We start from the raw sequence: 19,093 nt of genomic DNA, 5'->3' as shown, positions 1-19,093 counted from the left end.
CTGCCTGATAGAGTTCCATATTATTATATCCTCAATCAATATTATTATATATATAGCAGTAAGTTAAGCAATTACAATGATAATATAATCATATTTCATTAAAGGATGTGTATCGCATTGATTAATGATAAGCTGCCGAAGATTTGGTATGGAGGGGACTATAACCCGGAGCAATGGGGGCCAGAGGTTTGGAGCGAGGATGACCGCATGTTCAAGCTGGCGGGCATTGATGTGGCGACGATAAACGTTTTTGCCTGGGCCGTTCTTCAGCCCGATGAAGAGACCTATGATTTTTCGGCCCTGGATGCCACGATAGATCGGTTATATAACAATGGAGTGTATGTTTGCCTGGGAACAAGCACGGCAGCACACCCGGCCTGGATGGCCAAGAAATATCCTGACGTGACGCGTGTGGATGTACAGGGCAGAAAGCGCAAATTCGGCGGGCGGCACAATTCTTGTCCGAACAGCCCGACTTACCGCAAATATTCTGCCCGTATTGCCGGAAAGCTGGCCGAGCGGTATAAGGATCATCCCGCACTGCTGATCTGGCACGTTTCTAACGAATACGGCGGCTACTGCTATTGCGACAACTGTGCCAAAGCTTTCCGCGTATGGCTTAAGAAGCGTTACGGCACAATCGAGAACGTGAACAAGGCTTGGAATACGAGATTCTGGGGACACACGTTCTATGAATGGGATGAAATTGTACAGCCGAGCGAGCTGAGCGAAGAGTGGAACGGCAACCGCACGAACTTCCAGGGAATCTCCCTCGATTACCGCAGATTCATGTCGGACAGCTTGCTGGAATGCTACAAGCTGGAGCATGATGAAATCAGGAAGCATACGCCGAATATTCCGATCACGACTAACCTGATGGGGACTTACCCCGAGCTGGATTATTTCAAATGGGGCAAAGAAATGGACGTCGTTTCCTGGGACAACTATCCTTCCCTGGACACGCCGGTCAGCTTTACGGCAATGAGCCATGATTTAATGCGCGGGCTTAGAAGCGGCCAGCCGTTCATGCTCATGGAACAGACGCCGAGCCAGCAGAACTGGCAGGCTTACAACTCTCTGAAACGGCCGGGCGTTATGCGTCTATGGAGCTATCAGGCCGTTGCCAGAGGCGCGGATACGGTCATGTTCTTCCAATTGCGGCGCTCAATCGGGGCTTGCGAGAAATACCATGGCGCCGTCATCGAACATGTCGGGCATGAGCATACGCGTGTATTCCGGGAGTGTGCCGAGCTTGGACGCGAATTGCAGCAGTTGTCCGACAAGCTGATCGATGCGAGAACGCAGGCGAGAATTGCCATCGTTTACGACTGGGAGAACCGCTGGGCCATCGAATTGTCGAGCGGGCCGACGGTCGCCTTGAACTATGTGAATGAAGTGCATAAATTTTACGATGCCCTCTTCCAAATGAACATCGAGGCAGACATGGTGAGTGTGGAAGAGGACTTCAGCAAATACGACATCGTCATCGCTCCGGTGATGTACATGGTAAAGCCGGGCTTTGCTAAGAAATCGGAGGAGTTTACAGCTGGCGGCGGGACGTTTGTGACAACCTTCTTCAGCGGAATCGTCAATGAGAATGACATTGTCACGCTGGGAGGATATCCGGGAGAACTCCGCTCCCTGCTTGGCATCTGGGCCGAGGAGATCGATGCGCTGTTCCCGGATCAGAAGAACAAAATCGTCATGAAGCAGCCATGGGGAGAGCTGCAGGGCGAATATGACTGCGGCCTGCTCTGCGATTTGATCCATTCCGAAGGAGCGGAAGTTCTGGCTGAGTATGGCGATGATTTCTACCAGGGCATGCCGGTTATCACAAGAAATCGGTTTGGCTCCGGTCAAGCCTATTATGTAGCCAGCAGTCCCGATGCTTCCTTCCTGAAAGGCTTCTTAGCCAATCTATGCGCAGAGAAAGGCATCGAGCCGCTGGTATCCGCGGGTGAGGGCGTGGAATCGGCCCGGCGCGTGAAGAACGAAAACGCATATCTGTTCCTGCTTAACCATAATGCTGCTCCGGCAGAGGTGCGGATCGGCGACGGAGAGCAGAAGGATCTTCTTACGAACGAGACGGTCAAAGGCTCGGTTACGGTGCCTGGCCGCGGCGTCATGATTCTGGAGAGCGCGCTAAAGTAAAATATCATAGGACAACACTGAAAAAGGCGCCTGCAAGAGCAGGCGTCTTAAACGTTTAGTGTCAGCTATTCTCGAGAATCGTGTTCAACGTAGTGCGATCCAGCCCTTCGACGAGCTTGATCAGCAGTTCCTTAGCCGCCGCATAATCATCGGTGTGGATGATCGAAGAGGATGTATGAATATAACGGGAGCATATGCCGATGACAGCCGACGGGACGCCGATGCCGCTTAAATGGACTTGGCCTGCGTCCGTTCCTCCCGGAGAGACAAAGTATTGATACTTGATGCGATGCGTGTCGGCCGTATCCTGCACGTATTCCAGGAGGCCGCGGTGTGTCAGCATGCTCGGATCGTAAATCCGCAGCAAGGTTCCTTCGCCGAGCCTGCCGAACGCCCGCTTGTCTCCAGCCATATCGTTGGCGGCACTGGCATCCAGAGCGAAGAAGATATCCGGCTGAATCAGGTTCGCTGCCGTTCTTGCGCCGCGCAGGCCAAGCTCTTCCTGAACGTTCGCTCCGCAATAGAGTGTGTTCGGGAGCTGTTTGCCGTGCACCGCCTGCATCAGCTCGATGACAAGCCCGACGCCATAGCGGTTGTCCCAGGCCTTAGCCATAATTTTCTTGGGGTTGGCCAGCGGAGTAAATTCGCAAATCGGTACAATCTGCTGCCCGGGGCGAATACCGAAGGCTTCCGCTTCGGCGCGGTCATCTGCTCCGACGTCCAGATACATCGCCTTAATATCCACGGGCTTGCTCCGGGCCGCATCGTCAAGCAAATGCGGCGGTGTAGAGCCGACAACACCGATAATGGTCCTATCCGGCGTAATAATCTGCAGGCGCTGGGCCAATACTGCCTGGCTCCACCAGCCGCCGAGCGGCTGGAACGTGACCATGCCCGTTTCCGTAATGCCCGTAACCATGAAGCCTACTTCGTCCATATGCCCGGCAACCATTACTTTAGGGCCTTGCTCATCGCCGCGGATGACGCCGAACAGGCTGCCCAGGCGGTCCTGTACAAATTCTTCCGTATATGCCGACAGCTTCTCTTTTAGCAGTGCCCGAAGATCTCTTTCGAAGCCCGGAGCTGCTGGAAACTCGGTTAATTGCTTGAATAATGAGCGTGTTTCTTCATTCATGAAATGTCTCTCCTTCCGTCTATTTTTAGTATGAACCAGCTTTTCCGGATTGTCCATTCACGTCGAACCAAGATCTTGCATATAATTGCAGAAGAGCATGCTGGGAGTCATAGGGAGGCAATGACAATGAAGATGGAACGGTATTCGAGGGACTGGCTGCTGATCTGTTTGTTGTTCATTTTGCTCGTGATCGTGCTTCAATATTTGTAGACAAGATAGGACGGGTCAACATGCGTCATAAGAAAAGTACGGCAGAAGCGCAATCTCCTTGGCGAAACGGCTTAGGAGATGCGCTTTTTTATGTATAGATCCCGCGGCATATGCCATTATGGATGATTTACCAAACATAACAAGTGGCGAAGCGGTAAATAATATTTGGCAAAGCATGAGAGCATACCCTGCATCGCTCATGCGGTAGTTTGGAAATGGAGGATGGTGGGCAATGATTTTTCTGTGGGCTTTTATCGTTGGAGGGTTATTCTGCGTCGTCGGACAGTTGATGTTTGACGTCATAAAGCTGACTCCGGCTCACACGATGAGCACGCTTGTCGTAATCGGCGCGGTGATGGATGCGTTCGGCTGGTATGATCCGCTGATTAAATTCGCAGGGGCTGGCGCCTCGGTGCCAATCACAAGCTTTGGCAATTCGCTGGTACACGGCGCATTGACAGAGCTGCAGAAGGATGGCTGGATCGGCGTCATCACCGGCATCTTTGAAGTAACCAGCGCCGGCGTTTCCGCGGCGATTATTTTCTCCTTCCTGGCTGCCCTTGTCGTTCGGCCAAGAGGATAAGCGAGTATGAATCCCCGTTAGAGCGTGTAACGCTTTACGGGGGTTTATTATGCATGTGTACTTCCCCTCCCTGCTTCATGTACAATAAGTATAAGTGTGACGAATGATGTCTGAGGAGGGAATATTTGATGCCCGTAAGAGAGCAATCGATACAAACGATGTCTGCTGTCCGAGCAAACCTGGAATCCTGCATATTGGGAAAAGAATTTGAGATCACCCTTCTTCTCACTGCTCTCCTTGCCGGAGGTCACGTATTGATCGAGGATGTGCCCGGAACGGGAAAAACCCAGCTCATCAAAGCGATGGCCAAGTCCATGAGCGGAGAATACCGCCGCATCCAATGCAATCCCGACATTTTGCCGAGCGATATAACTGGCGTATCGGTTTTTCAACCGCATGAAGAACGCTTTGTATTTCGGCCGGGTCCGGTCATGACGAATATTTTGCTTGCCGACGAGATTAACCGCGCGACAACGAAGACCCAGTCGGCCCTGCTGGAAGTTATGGAGGAACGCAGTGTGACGGCGGATGGTCATACATATGAGCTGCCGCATCCTTTCATGCTTTGCGCCACGCAGAACCCGATCGATTTCGAGGGTACATATATGCTGCCGGAAGCTCAGCTGGATCGTTTCATGATGAAAATAGCGATGGGCTATCCTGATGCGGCAACAGAGAAAACCATGCTGCTGTTTCATGCCAAGGGCCAGCCTGCCGATCAGCTTCAGGCCGTGACTACGATGGATGAAATCGCCAAAATCCAAGAGGAGATCCGCGACGTTTATTTGAGCGATGCTCTGGGCGATTACTTGCTTGGCATCGTCCGCCGTACCCGGGAGCATGAGGCTGTCCTTCTTGGGGCAAGTCCTCGGGCTTCGCTTGCTTTCGTCATGGCGGTAAAAGCGTATGCCTTTCTTCTGGAGCGGGATTACGTCATTCCCGACGATATCAAGACGCTTGCACCTTATGTGCTTGGCCACCGGATCCTGCTTCGCCCGGAAGCCCGGCTTGGCAGCATGAGCGCGCAGCAGGTGCTTCAGCAAATCATTAAACAGGCGCAAGTGCCCATCTCTTCGGTAGGTTGAGAAGATGCGAGCCCTGCTGAATACATGGAAATCAGGCGTACGTTCATTGAAATTTTGGAGAGTCGCCTCCCTATGGCTGATTTGTCTGCTCTATTTGTTATTTCAGGGCGGTAAAACTTCATTTATGCTTTTTGCGATGGTTACCTTGCTCGTATGCTATTGGCTTCTCAGCAGTCTGTGGGGAATCCGCCAAATTAAGGGCCACCGGACGATGCTGTCCGTACATGGAGAGCAATTTCTGCTCCAGGCCGGGGACCAGGCTCAAATTAGGCTGCAGCTTCAGCTCCCCAGATTGCTGCCGTTGCCGTATATTATCGTCCGAGAGGTCATGAAGCGCCATAATGGCGATTCGTGGGCGTTTGAGGATAGCGTCATTCCCCAAAACCGCGGCGAGGCCGAGCTCGTATATAATACGCCTCCGCTGGAACGGGGGCAATATGAATTTGCAGGGACGGAATGCACGTCCGAGGATATTTTTGGCCTTATGGAGCATAAGAGGACTTTTCAGGCCGCTGCCCAATTCCGCGTGCTTCCAAGAACGGTGTTCATTCCCCATTGGCAGCTATACAGCCGGAATTCGAGGCTGCCCGGACCGGAGACGGCCGCATCCAATTCCCGCCGCGAGACGACGCAAATCAACGGGGTTCGCGATTACGTCTACGGCGACCGGATTTCCAGAATACACTGGGGCGCAACGGCGAAGACAGGAACTTGGAAATCCAAGGAATTCGAGCATGAGTCTCTTCCGAAGACCATCCTGGTCCTGGATGCAAATGCAAGCAGCTATAAGATTTCGCAGCAGTTTGAACTGGCAGTGTCCGTCTGCGCATCTTTGCTCGAATACGGTTTGCGGGAAAGGATCAGCATGGGACTTTGTACGCTAGGTCAGGAGCTTCGCAGATTTGCCCCGGCCGAAGGATATATTGAGCGCCAGCAAATGATCCAGCATCTAGTCGATATCAATGCGGACGGAAGCGGGAGCCACCAAGAACGGCTGGACGAGATCCGGGACTTTTTCCCGGAGAGCTCTTTCTTCATTTGGATCAGTCCGCTGGCGGATAAAACGGCGGCCAACGTCTTTGGCTGGGCCAAAATGAGACGGATGACGCCCTATCATATTCAGGTGTCCGTCCCAGGACAGGAGGGAAGAGCGCGTTCTTCCTGGCAAACGGCTCTGCATCACCGGGAAATCCGGGGAATTCAAGTCTCCTCTCTGCAGGAGCTTCCCTCCGCGATGGGAGGGGGACTCACATGAACAATGCGGTAAAATCGGCCGAGCCGGCATGGTATAGGCTCTTTGTCATTGTCTGGATGATGATTATCGCCATGCAGTGGATCGATTATACAGAACCGATTTGGTATCAGGAGACGACGGCTCTCGTTACGGCAACGCTCTTTGCCGTCGCTTTATGTGAAGCATTGCTGCATGCTCGCCCATGGCTTAACTGGACATTGAAATCTCTTGCACTTATTGTGATACTCCGAACCATTTTAGGCATTTATATTTATTATCCGAGCGGCCCGCTTTTTCCGGATCAGGCTCGCCAACTGCTAGCCCACTCGTCCCCTTATATCTGGTTCGCCCTGGCCGCTTGGGGATTGTTCGATTTGCTGATCCGCTTGCTGACAGATCGCGCCAAGGTCATCATGTTCTTAAGCTGCAATTTGATTGCTTTGACCATATTGGATTCCTTTACTTCCTATTATTTGTGGGGAAATGTCGCTTGGCTAGTGTTCGCTGGGTTGGGATGGCTAGTATGCCTGCATTTCCGCAGATTTCAGCTTAAATACCCGCAAGGATGGGTGAAGCTGCGCAAAGAGCCGCTGAAAATTACGCTGAACATCGTCGTTATTTTCGCTTCGGTACTTTTGATCGGGGTAAGCATGCCTGCGGTTTCGCCTATTTTGACGGATCCGTACACGGCCTGGAAGAAAAGAGGCGCCGCTGTACAGGCGCCCGGTCCGGGTGCCGTACCGTCCAGCGAAACGAGCACTATTTCGTCGCCGAATTCCCCGGAGGAGGTATTGTCCGGCTATAGCCGAGACGACACCCGTCTGGGAGACGGCTTCGAATTCAGCTACAGCCCGGTCATGAATGTGACTTCCGATGTCCGTTCGTATTGGCGGGGAGAGACCCGCCGGATATACACCGGCGCCGGCTGGGCCGATCTGGACAAAGAAGGGCGGGACACGCATTTCTATGCAGGTGGCGGCGACAATAGCCCACCTCTTGTTAACCGCGATGGGGGCCAGATAGAGACCCGTAAGGTGGAGCAGATTGTTACGATGCAGACGGATAAAGATTATCCGGTGTTATTCGGGGGTTACGCTATCAGCAGCGTGGAAGTATTGGATGAGGCACCGGAAGCCCGGCCCCGGATGCATTGGGCCAGCAAGGAGGCGGAGCTGCGTTGGAACGGTTTTAGCGGAGCCGATCCCGGCTATGCTTATCCGAAGCGATACAAGGTGACTGCGGAGATCCCGGTCATTCCGTTGGACGAACTAAGACAGGCAAGCTATGATGCGCTTTATTCGTCACGGAACGTGAACAGCCAGTATTTGCAGATTCCGGCTAATTTTCCGCAGAGGGTACGTGAGCTGGCGGAGGAAGTTACGGCAGAGGGCGCTACGCCCTACGAGAAAATGGAACTGCTGCAAGCGTACCTCCGGCAAAATTATGAATATACGAACAAGCCCGATCTGACCAGGAAGCAAAGCGAGGACTTCGTCGACAGCTTCCTGTTCGAAATCAAGCAGGGCTACTGCGATTATTACTCGACGTCTATGGTGATGATGGCCCGTTCCCTGCAAATTCCGGCAAGATGGGTCAAAGGCTATGCGCCGGGGAGCATGCCCAGCATAGAAATGATGCAGCGTTTCCCGGAAATGGAGACTGGCTACAGTGTAAGCAATTCAGACGCTCATTCCTGGGCTGAGCTGTACTTCGGGGAAGAATATGGCTGGATCCCGTTTGAGGCAACTCCCGGCTTCGATACGACGCTGCTGACCCCGGAAGAGGAAAGCGTAGATACGTGGAGCGAGGATTTGACGGAGGATGATGCAAGCAGTGAGGAGATGTCCGGCATGCTCGATGGCATGGATCCAAAGGCGCTGCGCTGGGTTTTCGGAATCTCGTTGACTACACTTGTTTTGTCGCTCCTGTATATGTTCCGATCCGAGCTATATTTGGCGTTAGTAAGAATCCGGCTTGGACGCAGCCTGACTTTGGCAGAGAAAATATCCTTTGAGGTGCTCGGAGTGGTCCGGCGTTTGCGGCGGCAGGGGCTGTACCGGGAAGAGCATGAAACGATGCGGGAATCCTTTGTCCGCTGGGAGCAGGATCAGCCGGAGCTCGCACAGCTGCTTCGCCCTTTATTGACCAGCTTTGAGAAAGCGAACTACAGCCCGGATGCCGTGCTGCCGGAGCACTTGCTGGAAGTGAAGGAGCTCTCGCGCAAACTGAGCAAGGCGGTTAAAGGGAGAAACAATTCCGCATAACAAACAGAGACGGGATTCAATTTCCGAAATGTCCCCGGTGCGCTTGCAACGGGGGCGTTTTCTTTTTTAAAATATAAGGAAGTCGCGGGAAGATTGTGGTATAGTTTGTCGTATGAAACCGAGGTGAACGTATTTGTTTGAGAGATTTTTGCCGAAGCTGAGAGTGAACAGCGTATTTGATATCGACCTGGAAAGCCTTTATGCGCAAGGGTACCGGGGAATCATTACGGACTTGGACAATACCCTAGTCGGGGCAAAGGCGCCATTAGCTACGCCCGAACTCGTCGAATGGTTTGAAAAGGTGAAGAAATTCGGGTTTAAACTTGTCATTGTGTCAAACAATAATCTGGACAGGGTGTCGAAATTCGCTACCCCTTTAAATATCGAATTTGTGCATGCGGCGAGAAAGCCGCTGGGCGCTGCCTTCCATAGAGCGCTCAGCATAATGGGACTGGCCCCCAAGAATACCATTGTCGTCGGGGACCAGTTGATGACCGATGTGTTCGGCGGCAACCGTTTGGGGCTATTCACTGTATTGGTGCTGCCGATTGCCGTTGCCGATGAAGGCTTTGGGACCAGGTTTAACCGCCGGCTGGAACGAATCGTCAAGCGCAGGCTTCATAAGAGCGGATTATGGCTGGAGGAGGAAAATAAGTGAGAGAGGAACATGGCGAACGGAACGCCGGACGCTGCGGCGGCTGCGGCATTAAGCTGCAGAGCGAGCATAAGGATCAACCGGGGTACGTGCCGGCGCAGGCTATAGAGAAGGAGATCATCATTTGCCAGCGCTGCTTCCGGATTAAGAACTATAATGAATCGTCTTCGATTACGGTCGAGCAGGATGAGTTTCTGAGATTGCTGAGCCAGATTGGCGGCAAAGAGGCGCTGGTCATCCATATCGTAGACATCTTTGATTTCCAGGGGAGCATCATATCGGGCTTGCAGCGGTTCATCGGCAACAATCCCGTATTGCTGGCGGTCAATAAAACCGACCTGCTGCCCAAGGTAACCAATTGGAATAAAGTCCGCAATTGGGTGCAGAAGGAAGCGAAGGAAGCCGGGCTGAAAGTCGAGGACATCGTCCTATGCAGCGCGAAGCAGAGCAGCGGTTTCGACCGCCTGCTGGATGCCGTGGCCGAGCATCGCGGCAAACGCGACGTGTACGTCGTCGGCGCGACCAATGTGGGCAAGTCGACGCTGATCAACCGGCTGATTCGCGATTACAGCGATTTGGATCAGGAGCTGACGGTTTCCCGTTATCCGGGAACAACGCTAGACATGGTTCATATTCCATTGGATGACGGCCGCGCCATCATCGATACCCCAGGAATCGTGTACCCGTCCCGTTACAGTGAATTGGTCAGCCCGGAGGATTTGGGCGCCATTTTGCCGGACAAGCCCATTAAGCCGGCCGTGTACCAGCTCAACGAAGGGCAGACACTGTTCTTCGGCGGGTTCGGCCGTTTTGACTTTATTCAGGGGGAACGGCAATCGTTCACGTGCTTCATCAGCGGACGGGTTCCGATTCATCGGACGAAGCTGGAGAAAGCGGACGAGCTGTTCGAGGTGCATGGCGGAGAGCTCCTGTCCCCTCCTTCCCGCGAGAACCTGCAGAAGCTGCCGGACTTCACGCGGCATGAATTCCGTATTCCAAGAGGAAGCCGTCTGGATGTCTTTATTTCGGGACTGGGCTGGATCAAAATGAACGGCGAGAATGGCTCCGTCGTGGCTGCCCATGTACCAAAAGGGATTAAGGTTATGGTTCGTCCTTCGTTAATCTGACGCAATCGTGGCTTAGGTATGATCGGTGGAGAGGGAGGCATAGGAACGAGAATGGGTAATGAATTGAAGGGGAAGAACGGATTGCCATTGCTGTTTGGCGTTATGGGAGATCCGATCTCCCAGACGAAGTCGCCCGCGATGCACAGCGCGGCGCTTGCGGCTGAGGGCCTTGCGGGTACCTATGTGCCGCTGCATGTCAAGCAGGAGCGGTTAGAAGATGCTGTGAAGGGCATCGTCGCTCTAGGCTATCGTGGAGTCAACGTAACCGTACCTCATAAAGTGGACGTCATGAAATATGTGGACGTGGTAGATGAAGCGGCGAAGCAAATCGGGGCCGTCAACACCATCGTGAACGAGGATGGGGTATTGACCGGTTATAACACGGATGGAATAGGGTACATTCGGTCTCTCAAAGAAGAGGCCGTTCCTGATTTGTCTGGAAAGCATGTGCTGGTTATCGGCTGTGGGGGCGCGGCGCGCGGTATCGTGTATGCGCTGCTGCAGGAGAAGCCGGGGAGCGTTCTGATCGCGAACCGGACAGTCGCCAAGGCCCAGGAGCTTGCGGATGAATGGGCCCATTTAGGAGCGATTAGCGCCTGCGGCGTTGGCGACCTGGCTCAAATTCTCCAAGAGAGCCATATTGATATCGTCATTAATACGACATCCGTCGGGATGTATCCCAAGACGGGCGAGCTGCCGATTCCGGCAGAGCTTCTATCGCCACATATGGTCGTTAGCGATCTGATCTATAATCCGCTAAAGACCGAGCTGCTGGCTAGGGCAGAGGCGATCGGCTGCCGTATTCATAATGGGCTCGGCATGTTCGTATATCAGGGCGCATATGCCTTCGAATACTGGACAGGACGCCCTGCGCCAATCGCGGCGATGCGCTCCGCTGTCTTGAGCAGTTTGCAGGCATAATCATCAATTTATAGATTGCAGCTTTGTTTGGAACTTTATAATTAGCAGTACATTTGAATGTTAAGGGGTTTTGTAATACATGCTTACGGGAAAACAAAAACGTTATTTGCGCAGCCAGGCGCATCACCTGCAACCGATCTTCCAGGTCGGCAAGGGCGGCACTAATGATCAAGTGATTCGGCACATTTCGGAAGCGCTGGAGCGCCGCGAATTAATCAAGGTGTCGATTCTGAACAACAACCTGGACGATCCGCAGGAAATTGCGGCTGAGCTTGCCGAGGGGGCAGGCGCAGAGCTGGTGCAGCTTATCGGCAGGACGATCGTGCTGTACAAGGAATCTCGGGAATATAAACAAATCGAGCTGCCATAAGCCGGATCGGGAGGGATAGGGATGAGAAAAATCGGCATTATGGGAGGAGCATTCGATCCGATTCATCACGGCCATCTGCTGGCCGCGGAAAGAGCCCGCGAACAGTTCAAGCTCGATGAGGTTTGGTTCATGCCTTCGCATACGCCTCCCCACAAGCACCAATCCGGTGTCAGCGGGGAACAGCGCCTGGCTATGGTGGAGGAGGCGATCCGCAGCAATCCGGCGTTCAAGCCGCTGGATATCGAGCTGCGCCGGGGAGGCGTATCCTATACCGTCGAGACGGTCAAGGAGCTGCGGCAGATGTATCCCGACATCGAATTCTATTTCATCATTGGCGCAGATATGGTCAACTACCTTCCAAAATGGGAAGGCATCGAGGAGTTGACGCAAATGCTAAGATTTATCGGCCTTCAGCGTCCGGGGAGCTTCCTTGAGCTTGACGCCTTGCCTCCGTTCATCCAGGATGCCGTCCATTTGGCGGAAATGCCTCTGGTTGACATATCGTCCAGCATGATCCGCAGCCGGTTAGCCGCCGGCGATTCCATACGGTACATGGTTCCAGATTCTGTTCATGATTATATGACAAGGAGCGGTTTATATGGATTACACCCGTGAGGAATTAATGGACATCGTATCGGGCCAAATGCCCGAGCGGCGATGGGGTCATACGCTAGGCGTCATGGAATCCGCGGTAGCGCTTGCCCGCCGGTACGGCGAAGATCCGCAGCGGGCCGACTTAGCCGCCTTGCTGCATGACGTGGCCAAGTATTGGCCGATCGAGCAGCAGGAGGCAGTCATTCGCGATCATCAGCTCAATATGGAGCTGCTCGATTACGATAAACAGCTGCTGCATGCCGAGGTCGGAGCTTATGTGGCCCAACAGGATTACGGGGTAGAGGATACAGGCGTCATCGATGCGATCCGCTATCATACGTCGGGGCGCATCGGCATGACCAAGCTGGACAAAATTATCTGCCTGGCTGATTATATCGAGCCTGGGCGGGATTTTCCCGGCGTGAACCGGATTCGCGAGCTGGCCGAGCATAGCTTGGAGGAAGCGCTTGTCGCTGGACTGGATTCGACAATATCCTTCCTGATCGAGAAGCAAAAGCGCATTTTTCCAACGACTGTATTGGCGCGTAATGATTTGATTCTGCAAATAAGAAGAAAGTAAACTATACAATAATGATTCAGGAGGTTCGTATGAATGCCGATTTCACCTAAACAATTGTTAGACCTGGCCGTAAAGGCCGTGGATGAGAAAAAAGCAATGGACGTTGTGGCGCTGGACTTGCAGGGGATTTCGCTGATTGCCGATTATTTCGTCATTTGCCACGGTAATTCGGATGTACAGGTCCAATCCATCGCGACGGAGGTTCGCAATAAGGCTCAGGAGGCCGGCGTGAACATCCGGGGCATCGAAGGAATGGACTCGGCCCGCTGGGTGCTGATGGATCTGGGCGACGTAATCGTGCATATCTTTCACCGGGATGAACGCGAATTTTACAATATCGAGCGGCTTTGGTCTGATGCCAAAGTTGTGGAGACCGTATGAGCCTGATCGCCGGCACTATCGTATCGCTTCCGATCGACCGCGAGGTTTCACCGTACGGCTATTTTCTGACCAATGGCATGCAGGACGTTCTGCTGCACTACTCCGAGCTGACTCGTGAGGTGAAGCCGGGGCAGACGGTGGAGGTATTCCTGTTCTACGATACAGAAGACCGCCTTGCCGCAACAATGAAAAAGCCTTACTTAACGCTGGGCGAGCTTGCTCTCCTCGAGGTAGCGGACGTACATCCCCGTCTGGGCTGCTTCCTGGAAATGGGGCTGGGCCGTCAGCTGCTGCTGCCGATTCGCGAACTGCCGGAGCTGCGCGAACTCCATCCCCAGGTCGGTGACAGCGTCTACGTGATTATGGAGCATGACAAGCAGGGCCGCTTGAAGGCCAAGCTTGCCGGTGAACAGGATCTGGCTCCGAAGACCTTTCATGCACCTACGTCATGGAAAAACGAGTGGGCCGAAGCTATCGTGTACAAGCCTCTTCAGATGGGAACTTTCGTCGTCGTCGACGGCGGCGTGCTCGGCTTTGGCGCAATCGGCATGATCCACTCCTCCGAGCGGAGCCGGCTGCTCCGGCTTGGGGAGCGCGTGAAGGTGCGCATTACCCATATCCGCGAGGACGGGCGGGTTAACCTATCGATGGCTCAGCGCAAAGAGATCGGACGCAAAGAGGATTCGGAACGCATTCTAGAGTACCTGCAGGAGCGTCCCGGCGGCGGCATGCCTTATTCGGATTCGACAGCGCCCGATCTGATCAAGCAGCGGTTCGGCATCAGCAAATCGGCGTTCAAGCGGGCGCTCGGCAAACTGATGAAGGAAGGCAAGGTCACGCAGAAGGAGAACTGGACGTACTTGGTTAAACCGGGTGCGAGCGAGGCAGACGAGCCAAATGCTCAGAGCCCAGATGCGGCTAGAAGTTAGTGTGTCCCAGGAATTATCTTAGGGAATGAGAATGAGTCATGTGAAGCGTGCGAGTGCACGGAATGAATAGACCGGCGCTGGATATATGGAACACGGAGCAGCGCTGGGGTGGATTGCAGAAAGTCAGGTGACAGCATGGCAGCTTATCGTAAATTTGCCTATGTATACGACGAATTAATGGAAGATATGCCATACCCGGATTGGATTCGCTTCGCGCGAACCGCCTGGGAACGGCTGGGGATGCCCCGGACGGTCGTCGAGCTCGGCTGCGGTACGGGAAGCATTACGATCCCCTTGGTGAACTCAGGCTTTGAAGTGACAGGCATTGACCTGTCTGCGGACATGCTTGCCGTAGCCCGCCGTAAGATGGAAGGAAGCACGCAGGGCGTGCGGCTGTTTCGCGAAGGAAGCGTCCGCTGGGTGCAGCAGGATATGAGAGATTGGGAGGTGCCGGAGCCGGTAGACTCCGTAATATCTTTCTGCGATTGCTTGAATTATTTGCTGGAGGAAGAAGATATCGTCCGTACATTCGAGAGAACGTATCACGGGCTGAAGGCGGGCGGAACCTTCCTGTTCGACGTTCACCATCCGAATACGCTTAAGCGTTATGATGAAGAGCAGCCCTTTGTTTGCGACGAGCGGTCGGTATCATACATATGGACCTGCGAACGCGATGCGGCAAGGGATGAAATTCAGCATTACTTGTCCATTTTTGCCCGGGAAGAAGGCAGCGGGCCCGATATGTACCGCCGTTTTGAAGAGACGCATATTCAGCGGGCCTACGACCCGGCATGGATGAAAAGCGAACTGCTTCGCTGCGGCTTCCGGGAGGTTGCGATTTATGCGGACTTCGAATGGGTTGAGGCGGTCGATGATGCAGCCCGCTTGTTCTATGTGGCTGTGAAGTAATATCGTTTTATATCTGAATTTTGCGTTTTATCCAGGCCACCTACTAAGGTGGCCTATTTCTATTGAACGGGAATCTAATATCGAACTGAACTAAAACAGCGCGAACCGATGAATATCGGCACGCGCTGCTTGCATAGCTTTTGTTATATTTCACATTCCAGTTGTTAATTACTTCTAAGACGGAAAGCCTCCCAGGCTCCGCCAACACTGTCGCGGTTAGCCACAAGGCCTGCCCCGTTATTCAAATCAACGGTCACATACTTATTGTTGGCCAGTGCCTGTAAGGCGATTGTTCCATCAGGCAAATCAACTTTCTTGAACTTCTCCCACTGCTGAATGGTGTCGCTGCGAGCGATCAGCTTGCCGCTGATGTTCAGATCCGCAGTTACATATTTACCGTTCACCTTTGATTTGAACGATAATGTGCCGTCGCTGTTCGTAATGATCTCAAACAACTCCCAATCCCCTGCGCTCGCCCGGTTGGCCACCAGCGGATCGTTTCCGTAATTTTCTGCAGAGACGATTTGCTGGTTGGCTTGCGATACGAGATAGGAATATCCGTTCGGAGCTGGAGGCGGCGTGGTTCCAGTGGTATATTTTTTCACCAGATTTTGCAGCGTCGTGTTGGCTCTGAAGTTTTCCGTATTGAATTTGCTCCATTTCGAGGCGATTGTACTTGCACTATCGGTGTTAATATTAGGAACCGGGCTTGGATTGTTGTTGAAATAACCCCAGTTTCCGTAATTGGAGCTGACCTTGTACGTCCAGTTGGTCCAGGATACATTGGATTCGTTCATGCCCGCCAGGAATTTCTCCCAAAGGTCGTTGAAATCGAACAAACAGAATTCACCTACAAATACTGGAACGTTCCAATTTCTCTGATGTTCGCGAATTCCCTGGAGTGCATTGTTGACTAGATTGTTTTGCGCGTTCCAGTTGGAAGCCTCGCTCCCGGCCATAGCATAATAATGCATTTCATAAACGACGTTGGTCCATCCATACGTTGAAGGTGCATCGAGCTGATTCCAGCTCCAGGCCGCCTCCATATAGATGGTGTGATCCGGATCAATGGCGCGAATTGCTTTATAGAGACGGTCATAATATGCGTTTAATTGTTGTTTGCTGACTCTGTCCGGCTCGTTCAGCAAATCGTATCCCGCTATCGTCGGATTCCCTTTGTAGTGGGCGGCAATCCCCTCCCATAGCCTGACCGTGCGGTCCTGATATACGGGATTCTTCCACAGTTGCGGATCCGAGTTGACTTCACCGGAATTATCGAACGTATTCTGGGCGCCGAAGGTGCCGTGAAGATCGAGCAGCACATAAATGCCCCGATCACCTGCTTCTTTGACAAGCCAATCCAGCTTGCTCCACGGATCCTTCTTCCAGTTGCCGTATTTGTCCATCAGCTCCAAATAAAGAATCGGCACTCGGACAACGTTCATACCCATGCTTTTGATATTGTCCAAATCCTTCGTCGTCAGCCAGGCATTCTGGTACGTCGCGATTAGGCTTTCCGCTGTATCGGCGCCAAAACGGTTCGTCAGTGTCTCGCGCAGCGTCCACTCGTCCTTAACGCCCAGCGGCGACATCCAGCCTTCCTGCAGCATCCAGCCGCCGAGATTCGTTCCCCGCAAATTCACGATATTGCCTGTTCCCGAACGATCTCTGATGACGGTGCCGCTCGTTTTCAAAAATCCGTCGGGACCAATCCCTGTCGGGATAGTGCCGTTATTTTCGCCCGGATTTACGTTGCCGTTTTCGCCTCCGTTTCCGGCTCCGTTCGTCATTTCCGAATAAATCGCCCCAAGCAGCTCTCCGCTTCTGTCATTGCTGTATTCCCAGAACATGATGCCGCCAAGGTTGTTATTTTTAAGATATTGCACCTTCAGCTTCAATGATTGAGGATCGTCATAAGTGATGAAACTGCTGCCATTAAACAGATACGGCGCTTGTGCATTATTGTCCCAGTATCTCGTGTATCCGTTCTTGTTCAGGTACTGGCTGACAATCGTATTGTAATCGGGGTCGAAGCCTCCGCCTGTGACCGGTTGATCCAGGCCGTTGTTGGAATTTCTGACGCCGTTCCAGCCGCGTCCGTAAAAAGCGCCTCCAATGACCAGCTTGCTTGCGGGTACACCGTTATTCTTGAATAGCTTCACTGCGGCGTCGACACTATTGTCTCTGTTGTACAGATTGGTATGATGGCCTGTCGTTTTGTCCCAGCTTCCATGGAAGTCATAGGTCATCAGATTGATCCAATCCAGCAGAGGGGTGATTTTGCCGATCTCAACACCGTTCAAATAACCATTGCTGGCTCCTGCGGCGATGGTCAGCAGGTAGGTTTTGCCGTCTATTTTACCTTGCGCATCCAGCTTCTCACGAATTTTGGAGAGCATTAGCGTGAAATTTTGCTTGTCTTCAGGCCGCGCCTTAATTCCTGCCGAAGAATTCGTTGGATACTCCCAATCCAGATCTACACCATCCAATTGATGTGTTTTGATCAATTGAACGATGCTGTCGGCAAACGTTGTGCGCGAAGCATCCGTCAATGCCGCATCGGAGAAACCGTCGGCTCCCCAGCCGCCTACAGACACGAGCACTTTAAGCGAAGGATTTTTAGATTTCAATCCAACGAGAGTTCTCAGGTTGTTGGCATCCTGATTCGTAAGCGTCGCCTTGCCGCCCGAAACCAGGGAGAAAGCATAATTGATATGCGTTAATTGCTCAGGCTTTACGTCGTTTGCATTCCAGGTTACCCAGCTCGCCATATAGGCGATGATTTTGTTGGACTGCTGTGTTGGCACTGGCGGCGTATTTGCCGCGGACGTAGTTACTAGAAGCGCGCTGCTTGCAGGAGATTGATTGCCGGCCTCATCCTTTGCTACAACTGTGAAGGAGTAGCTGGTTCCGGCAGTCAGACCGCTGATGTCAGCGCTCGTATTTGTCACGGCCGCAGCCTGACTTCCATTCAGATAGACGGTGTAGCCGGTTACGCCGACATTGTCCGTCGAAGCGTTCCATGTCAGTCTTACGCTGGTTTGTGTTACATTGCCTGCGGCCAGGCCGCTTGGCGCAGTAGGTGCGATCGTATCCGGTGTCCCGCTGTTACCGCCGTCATCTCCGGGAACTGCAGGACCGATTACTTTCCATACATCCCACTCTCCCGATAGATTAGGAGGATCTCCTAGCGTCCACCATTTTGCTTCATATGTTATTCCGCCGTATTCGACCCGTTGTCCGGCTGTATAGGCAATATCCGCACTCCATGCCGGGTACGAGCTTGCATTGATAATCGCTGCTCCGGCATCAGAAGGACCGTACACTTCAAAGTCATAAAGCGAGTATCCATACTCCGTACCTCTTTCAGTACCATAAACCCGCACATATCTCGCGTCCTGGACGGACAAATCGATTTCTTCAACTCCGCCGACCCCGTTAACCGTTGAATATACATCGGTCCAACTGGAAGGGGCGCCGCTGTCATTTGAGATTTGAATGGTGTAGCTTTTGGCGTAGGCCGCCTCCCAATTCAATCGAATTTTGCTGATGCTCTGAGCTGAGCCCAGATCAACGTAAATCCAGGAAGGATCGGTCCCCTGAAGGCTTGCCCATCTCGTTGTTGCCGATCCGTCGACAGCGTTGGCTGCTATGAAATCTTCATTTTCAATAGAGCTCGCCACCGCGGTTTTTCCCAATGCTAGATTGGATTCTGCGGCAATGGCATGCGGCGCAGGGGCAGACAAGCCCAGTGCTGAAGCGACGATAGTCAAGCAAAGAAATACAATCCAAGCTATTTTTCCTCTAGCTGGTTTGGAATGCACTCTATTAACATTCATTAAAATTTCTCCTCTGCTGATAGATTGATAAGTTGAATAAGGCAAAATCAAATAAATGCGAAATATCCCTGCAGCAGCCTCACAAGTTCATTCGTCAATTTGTAAATTATGATTAGGTGAGACTTA

General features: G+C 52.7%; 16 protein-coding genes. 14 read left to right on the top strand and 2 right to left on the bottom strand.

Annotated elements, in window-relative coordinates; translation table 11 throughout:
- Positions 1 to 117 precede the first annotated feature (117 nt).
- Positions 118 to 2,151 (top strand): beta-galactosidase, encoded by a 2,034-nt coding sequence (locus tag QNH46_RS16940; protein WP_283925309.1) that lies wholly within the window; start codon positions 118 to 120, stop codon positions 2,149 to 2,151.
- A 61-nt stretch (positions 2,152 to 2,212) separates the two neighbouring features.
- On the opposite strand, the gene QNH46_RS16935 is transcribed toward QNH46_RS16940, so the two are convergent.
- Positions 2,213 to 3,286: a M42 family metallopeptidase gene (locus QNH46_RS16935; RefSeq protein ID WP_283925308.1), complete on the bottom strand. Its 1,074-nt coding sequence runs from the start codon at positions 3,284 to 3,286 to the stop codon at positions 2,213 to 2,215.
- Positions 3,287 to 3,728: 442 nt separating this feature from the next.
- On the opposite strand from QNH46_RS16935, the gene spoVAE reads away from it, so the two are divergent.
- From spoVAE to QNH46_RS16870, 13 genes are all read left to right on the top strand, one after another.
- Complete coding sequence (gene spoVAE, locus QNH46_RS16930) at positions 3,729 to 4,079, top strand: stage V sporulation protein AE (RefSeq protein WP_283925307.1); 351 nt, start codon at positions 3,729 to 3,731, stop codon at positions 4,077 to 4,079.
- A 128-nt stretch (positions 4,080 to 4,207) separates the two neighbouring features.
- Positions 4,208 to 5,164, top strand: coding sequence for an AAA family ATPase (locus QNH46_RS16925; protein ID WP_283928470.1), 957 nt, complete (start codon positions 4,208 to 4,210; stop codon positions 5,162 to 5,164).
- A gap of 4 nt (positions 5,165 to 5,168) precedes the next feature.
- A complete protein-coding gene (locus tag QNH46_RS16920; protein ID WP_283925306.1) occupies positions 5,169 to 6,419 on the top strand; it encodes a DUF58 domain-containing protein in 1,251 nt (416 codons plus the stop codon).
- Positions 6,416 to 8,662, top strand: a complete 2,247-nt coding sequence (locus QNH46_RS16915; RefSeq protein WP_283925305.1) for a DUF4129 domain-containing transglutaminase family protein — start codon at positions 6,416 to 6,418, stop codon at positions 8,660 to 8,662. Before QNH46_RS16920 ends, QNH46_RS16915 begins: the two co-directional genes overlap by 4 nt.
- A gap of 133 nt (positions 8,663 to 8,795) precedes the next feature.
- Positions 8,796 to 9,320, top strand: coding sequence for a YqeG family HAD IIIA-type phosphatase (locus QNH46_RS16910; RefSeq protein ID WP_283925304.1), 525 nt, complete (start codon positions 8,796 to 8,798; stop codon positions 9,318 to 9,320).
- Complete coding sequence (gene yqeH / locus QNH46_RS16905; RefSeq protein ID WP_283925303.1) at positions 9,317 to 10,444, top strand: ribosome biogenesis GTPase YqeH; 1,128 nt, start codon at positions 9,317 to 9,319, stop codon at positions 10,442 to 10,444. The genes QNH46_RS16910 and yqeH overlap by 4 nt, the downstream gene beginning before the upstream one ends.
- Before the next feature lie 51 nt (positions 10,445 to 10,495).
- On the top strand, positions 10,496 to 11,365 hold the full coding sequence (gene aroE / locus QNH46_RS16900) for a shikimate dehydrogenase (protein ID WP_283925302.1): 870 nt from the start codon (positions 10,496 to 10,498) through the stop codon (positions 11,363 to 11,365).
- A 79-nt stretch (positions 11,366 to 11,444) separates the two neighbouring features.
- The gene (gene yhbY / locus QNH46_RS16895) at positions 11,445 to 11,735 is read left to right on the top strand and encodes a ribosome assembly RNA-binding protein YhbY (RefSeq protein ID WP_283925301.1); all 291 of its coding nucleotides are present in this window, start codon (positions 11,445 to 11,447) and stop codon (positions 11,733 to 11,735) included.
- Between the two features lie 21 nt (positions 11,736 to 11,756).
- Positions 11,757 to 12,350 (top strand): nicotinate-nucleotide adenylyltransferase, encoded by a 594-nt coding sequence (locus QNH46_RS16890; RefSeq protein ID WP_283925300.1) that lies wholly within the window; start codon positions 11,757 to 11,759, stop codon positions 12,348 to 12,350.
- Positions 12,334 to 12,909 (top strand): bis(5'-nucleosyl)-tetraphosphatase (symmetrical) YqeK, encoded by a 576-nt coding sequence (gene yqeK / locus QNH46_RS16885; RefSeq protein ID WP_283925299.1) that lies wholly within the window; start codon positions 12,334 to 12,336, stop codon positions 12,907 to 12,909. The genes QNH46_RS16890 and yqeK overlap by 17 nt, the downstream gene beginning before the upstream one ends.
- Positions 12,910 to 12,942: 33 nt before the next feature.
- The gene (gene rsfS / locus QNH46_RS16880; protein ID WP_283925298.1) at positions 12,943 to 13,290 is read left to right on the top strand and encodes a ribosome silencing factor; all 348 of its coding nucleotides are present in this window, start codon (positions 12,943 to 12,945) and stop codon (positions 13,288 to 13,290) included.
- Positions 13,287 to 14,219 carry a CvfB family protein gene (locus tag QNH46_RS16875; protein ID WP_283925297.1) on the top strand — a complete coding sequence of 311 codons (933 nt, stop codon included), beginning with the start codon at positions 13,287 to 13,289 and terminating at the stop codon, positions 14,217 to 14,219. The genes rsfS and QNH46_RS16875 overlap by 4 nt, the downstream gene beginning before the upstream one ends.
- 135 nt (positions 14,220 to 14,354) lie before the next feature.
- On the top strand, positions 14,355 to 15,128 hold the full coding sequence (locus tag QNH46_RS16870) for a class I SAM-dependent DNA methyltransferase (RefSeq protein WP_283925296.1): 774 nt from the start codon (positions 14,355 to 14,357) through the stop codon (positions 15,126 to 15,128).
- A gap of 164 nt (positions 15,129 to 15,292) precedes the next feature.
- Here the strand turns inward: QNH46_RS16870 and QNH46_RS16865 are convergent, their stop codons facing one another.
- Positions 15,293 to 18,967: a glycosyl hydrolase family 18 protein gene (locus tag QNH46_RS16865; RefSeq protein WP_283925295.1), complete on the bottom strand. Its 3,675-nt coding sequence runs from the start codon at positions 18,965 to 18,967 to the stop codon at positions 15,293 to 15,295.
- Positions 18,968 to 19,093: the final 126 nt, after the last annotated feature.

It is taken from the genome of Paenibacillus woosongensis, from assembly GCF_030122845.1.
Lineage (GTDB): Bacteria > Bacillota > Bacilli > Paenibacillales > Paenibacillaceae > Fontibacillus > Fontibacillus woosongensis_A.
Note: the sequence above shows the minus strand (reverse complement) of the source record. Positions and strands in the feature narration are given on the sequence as shown.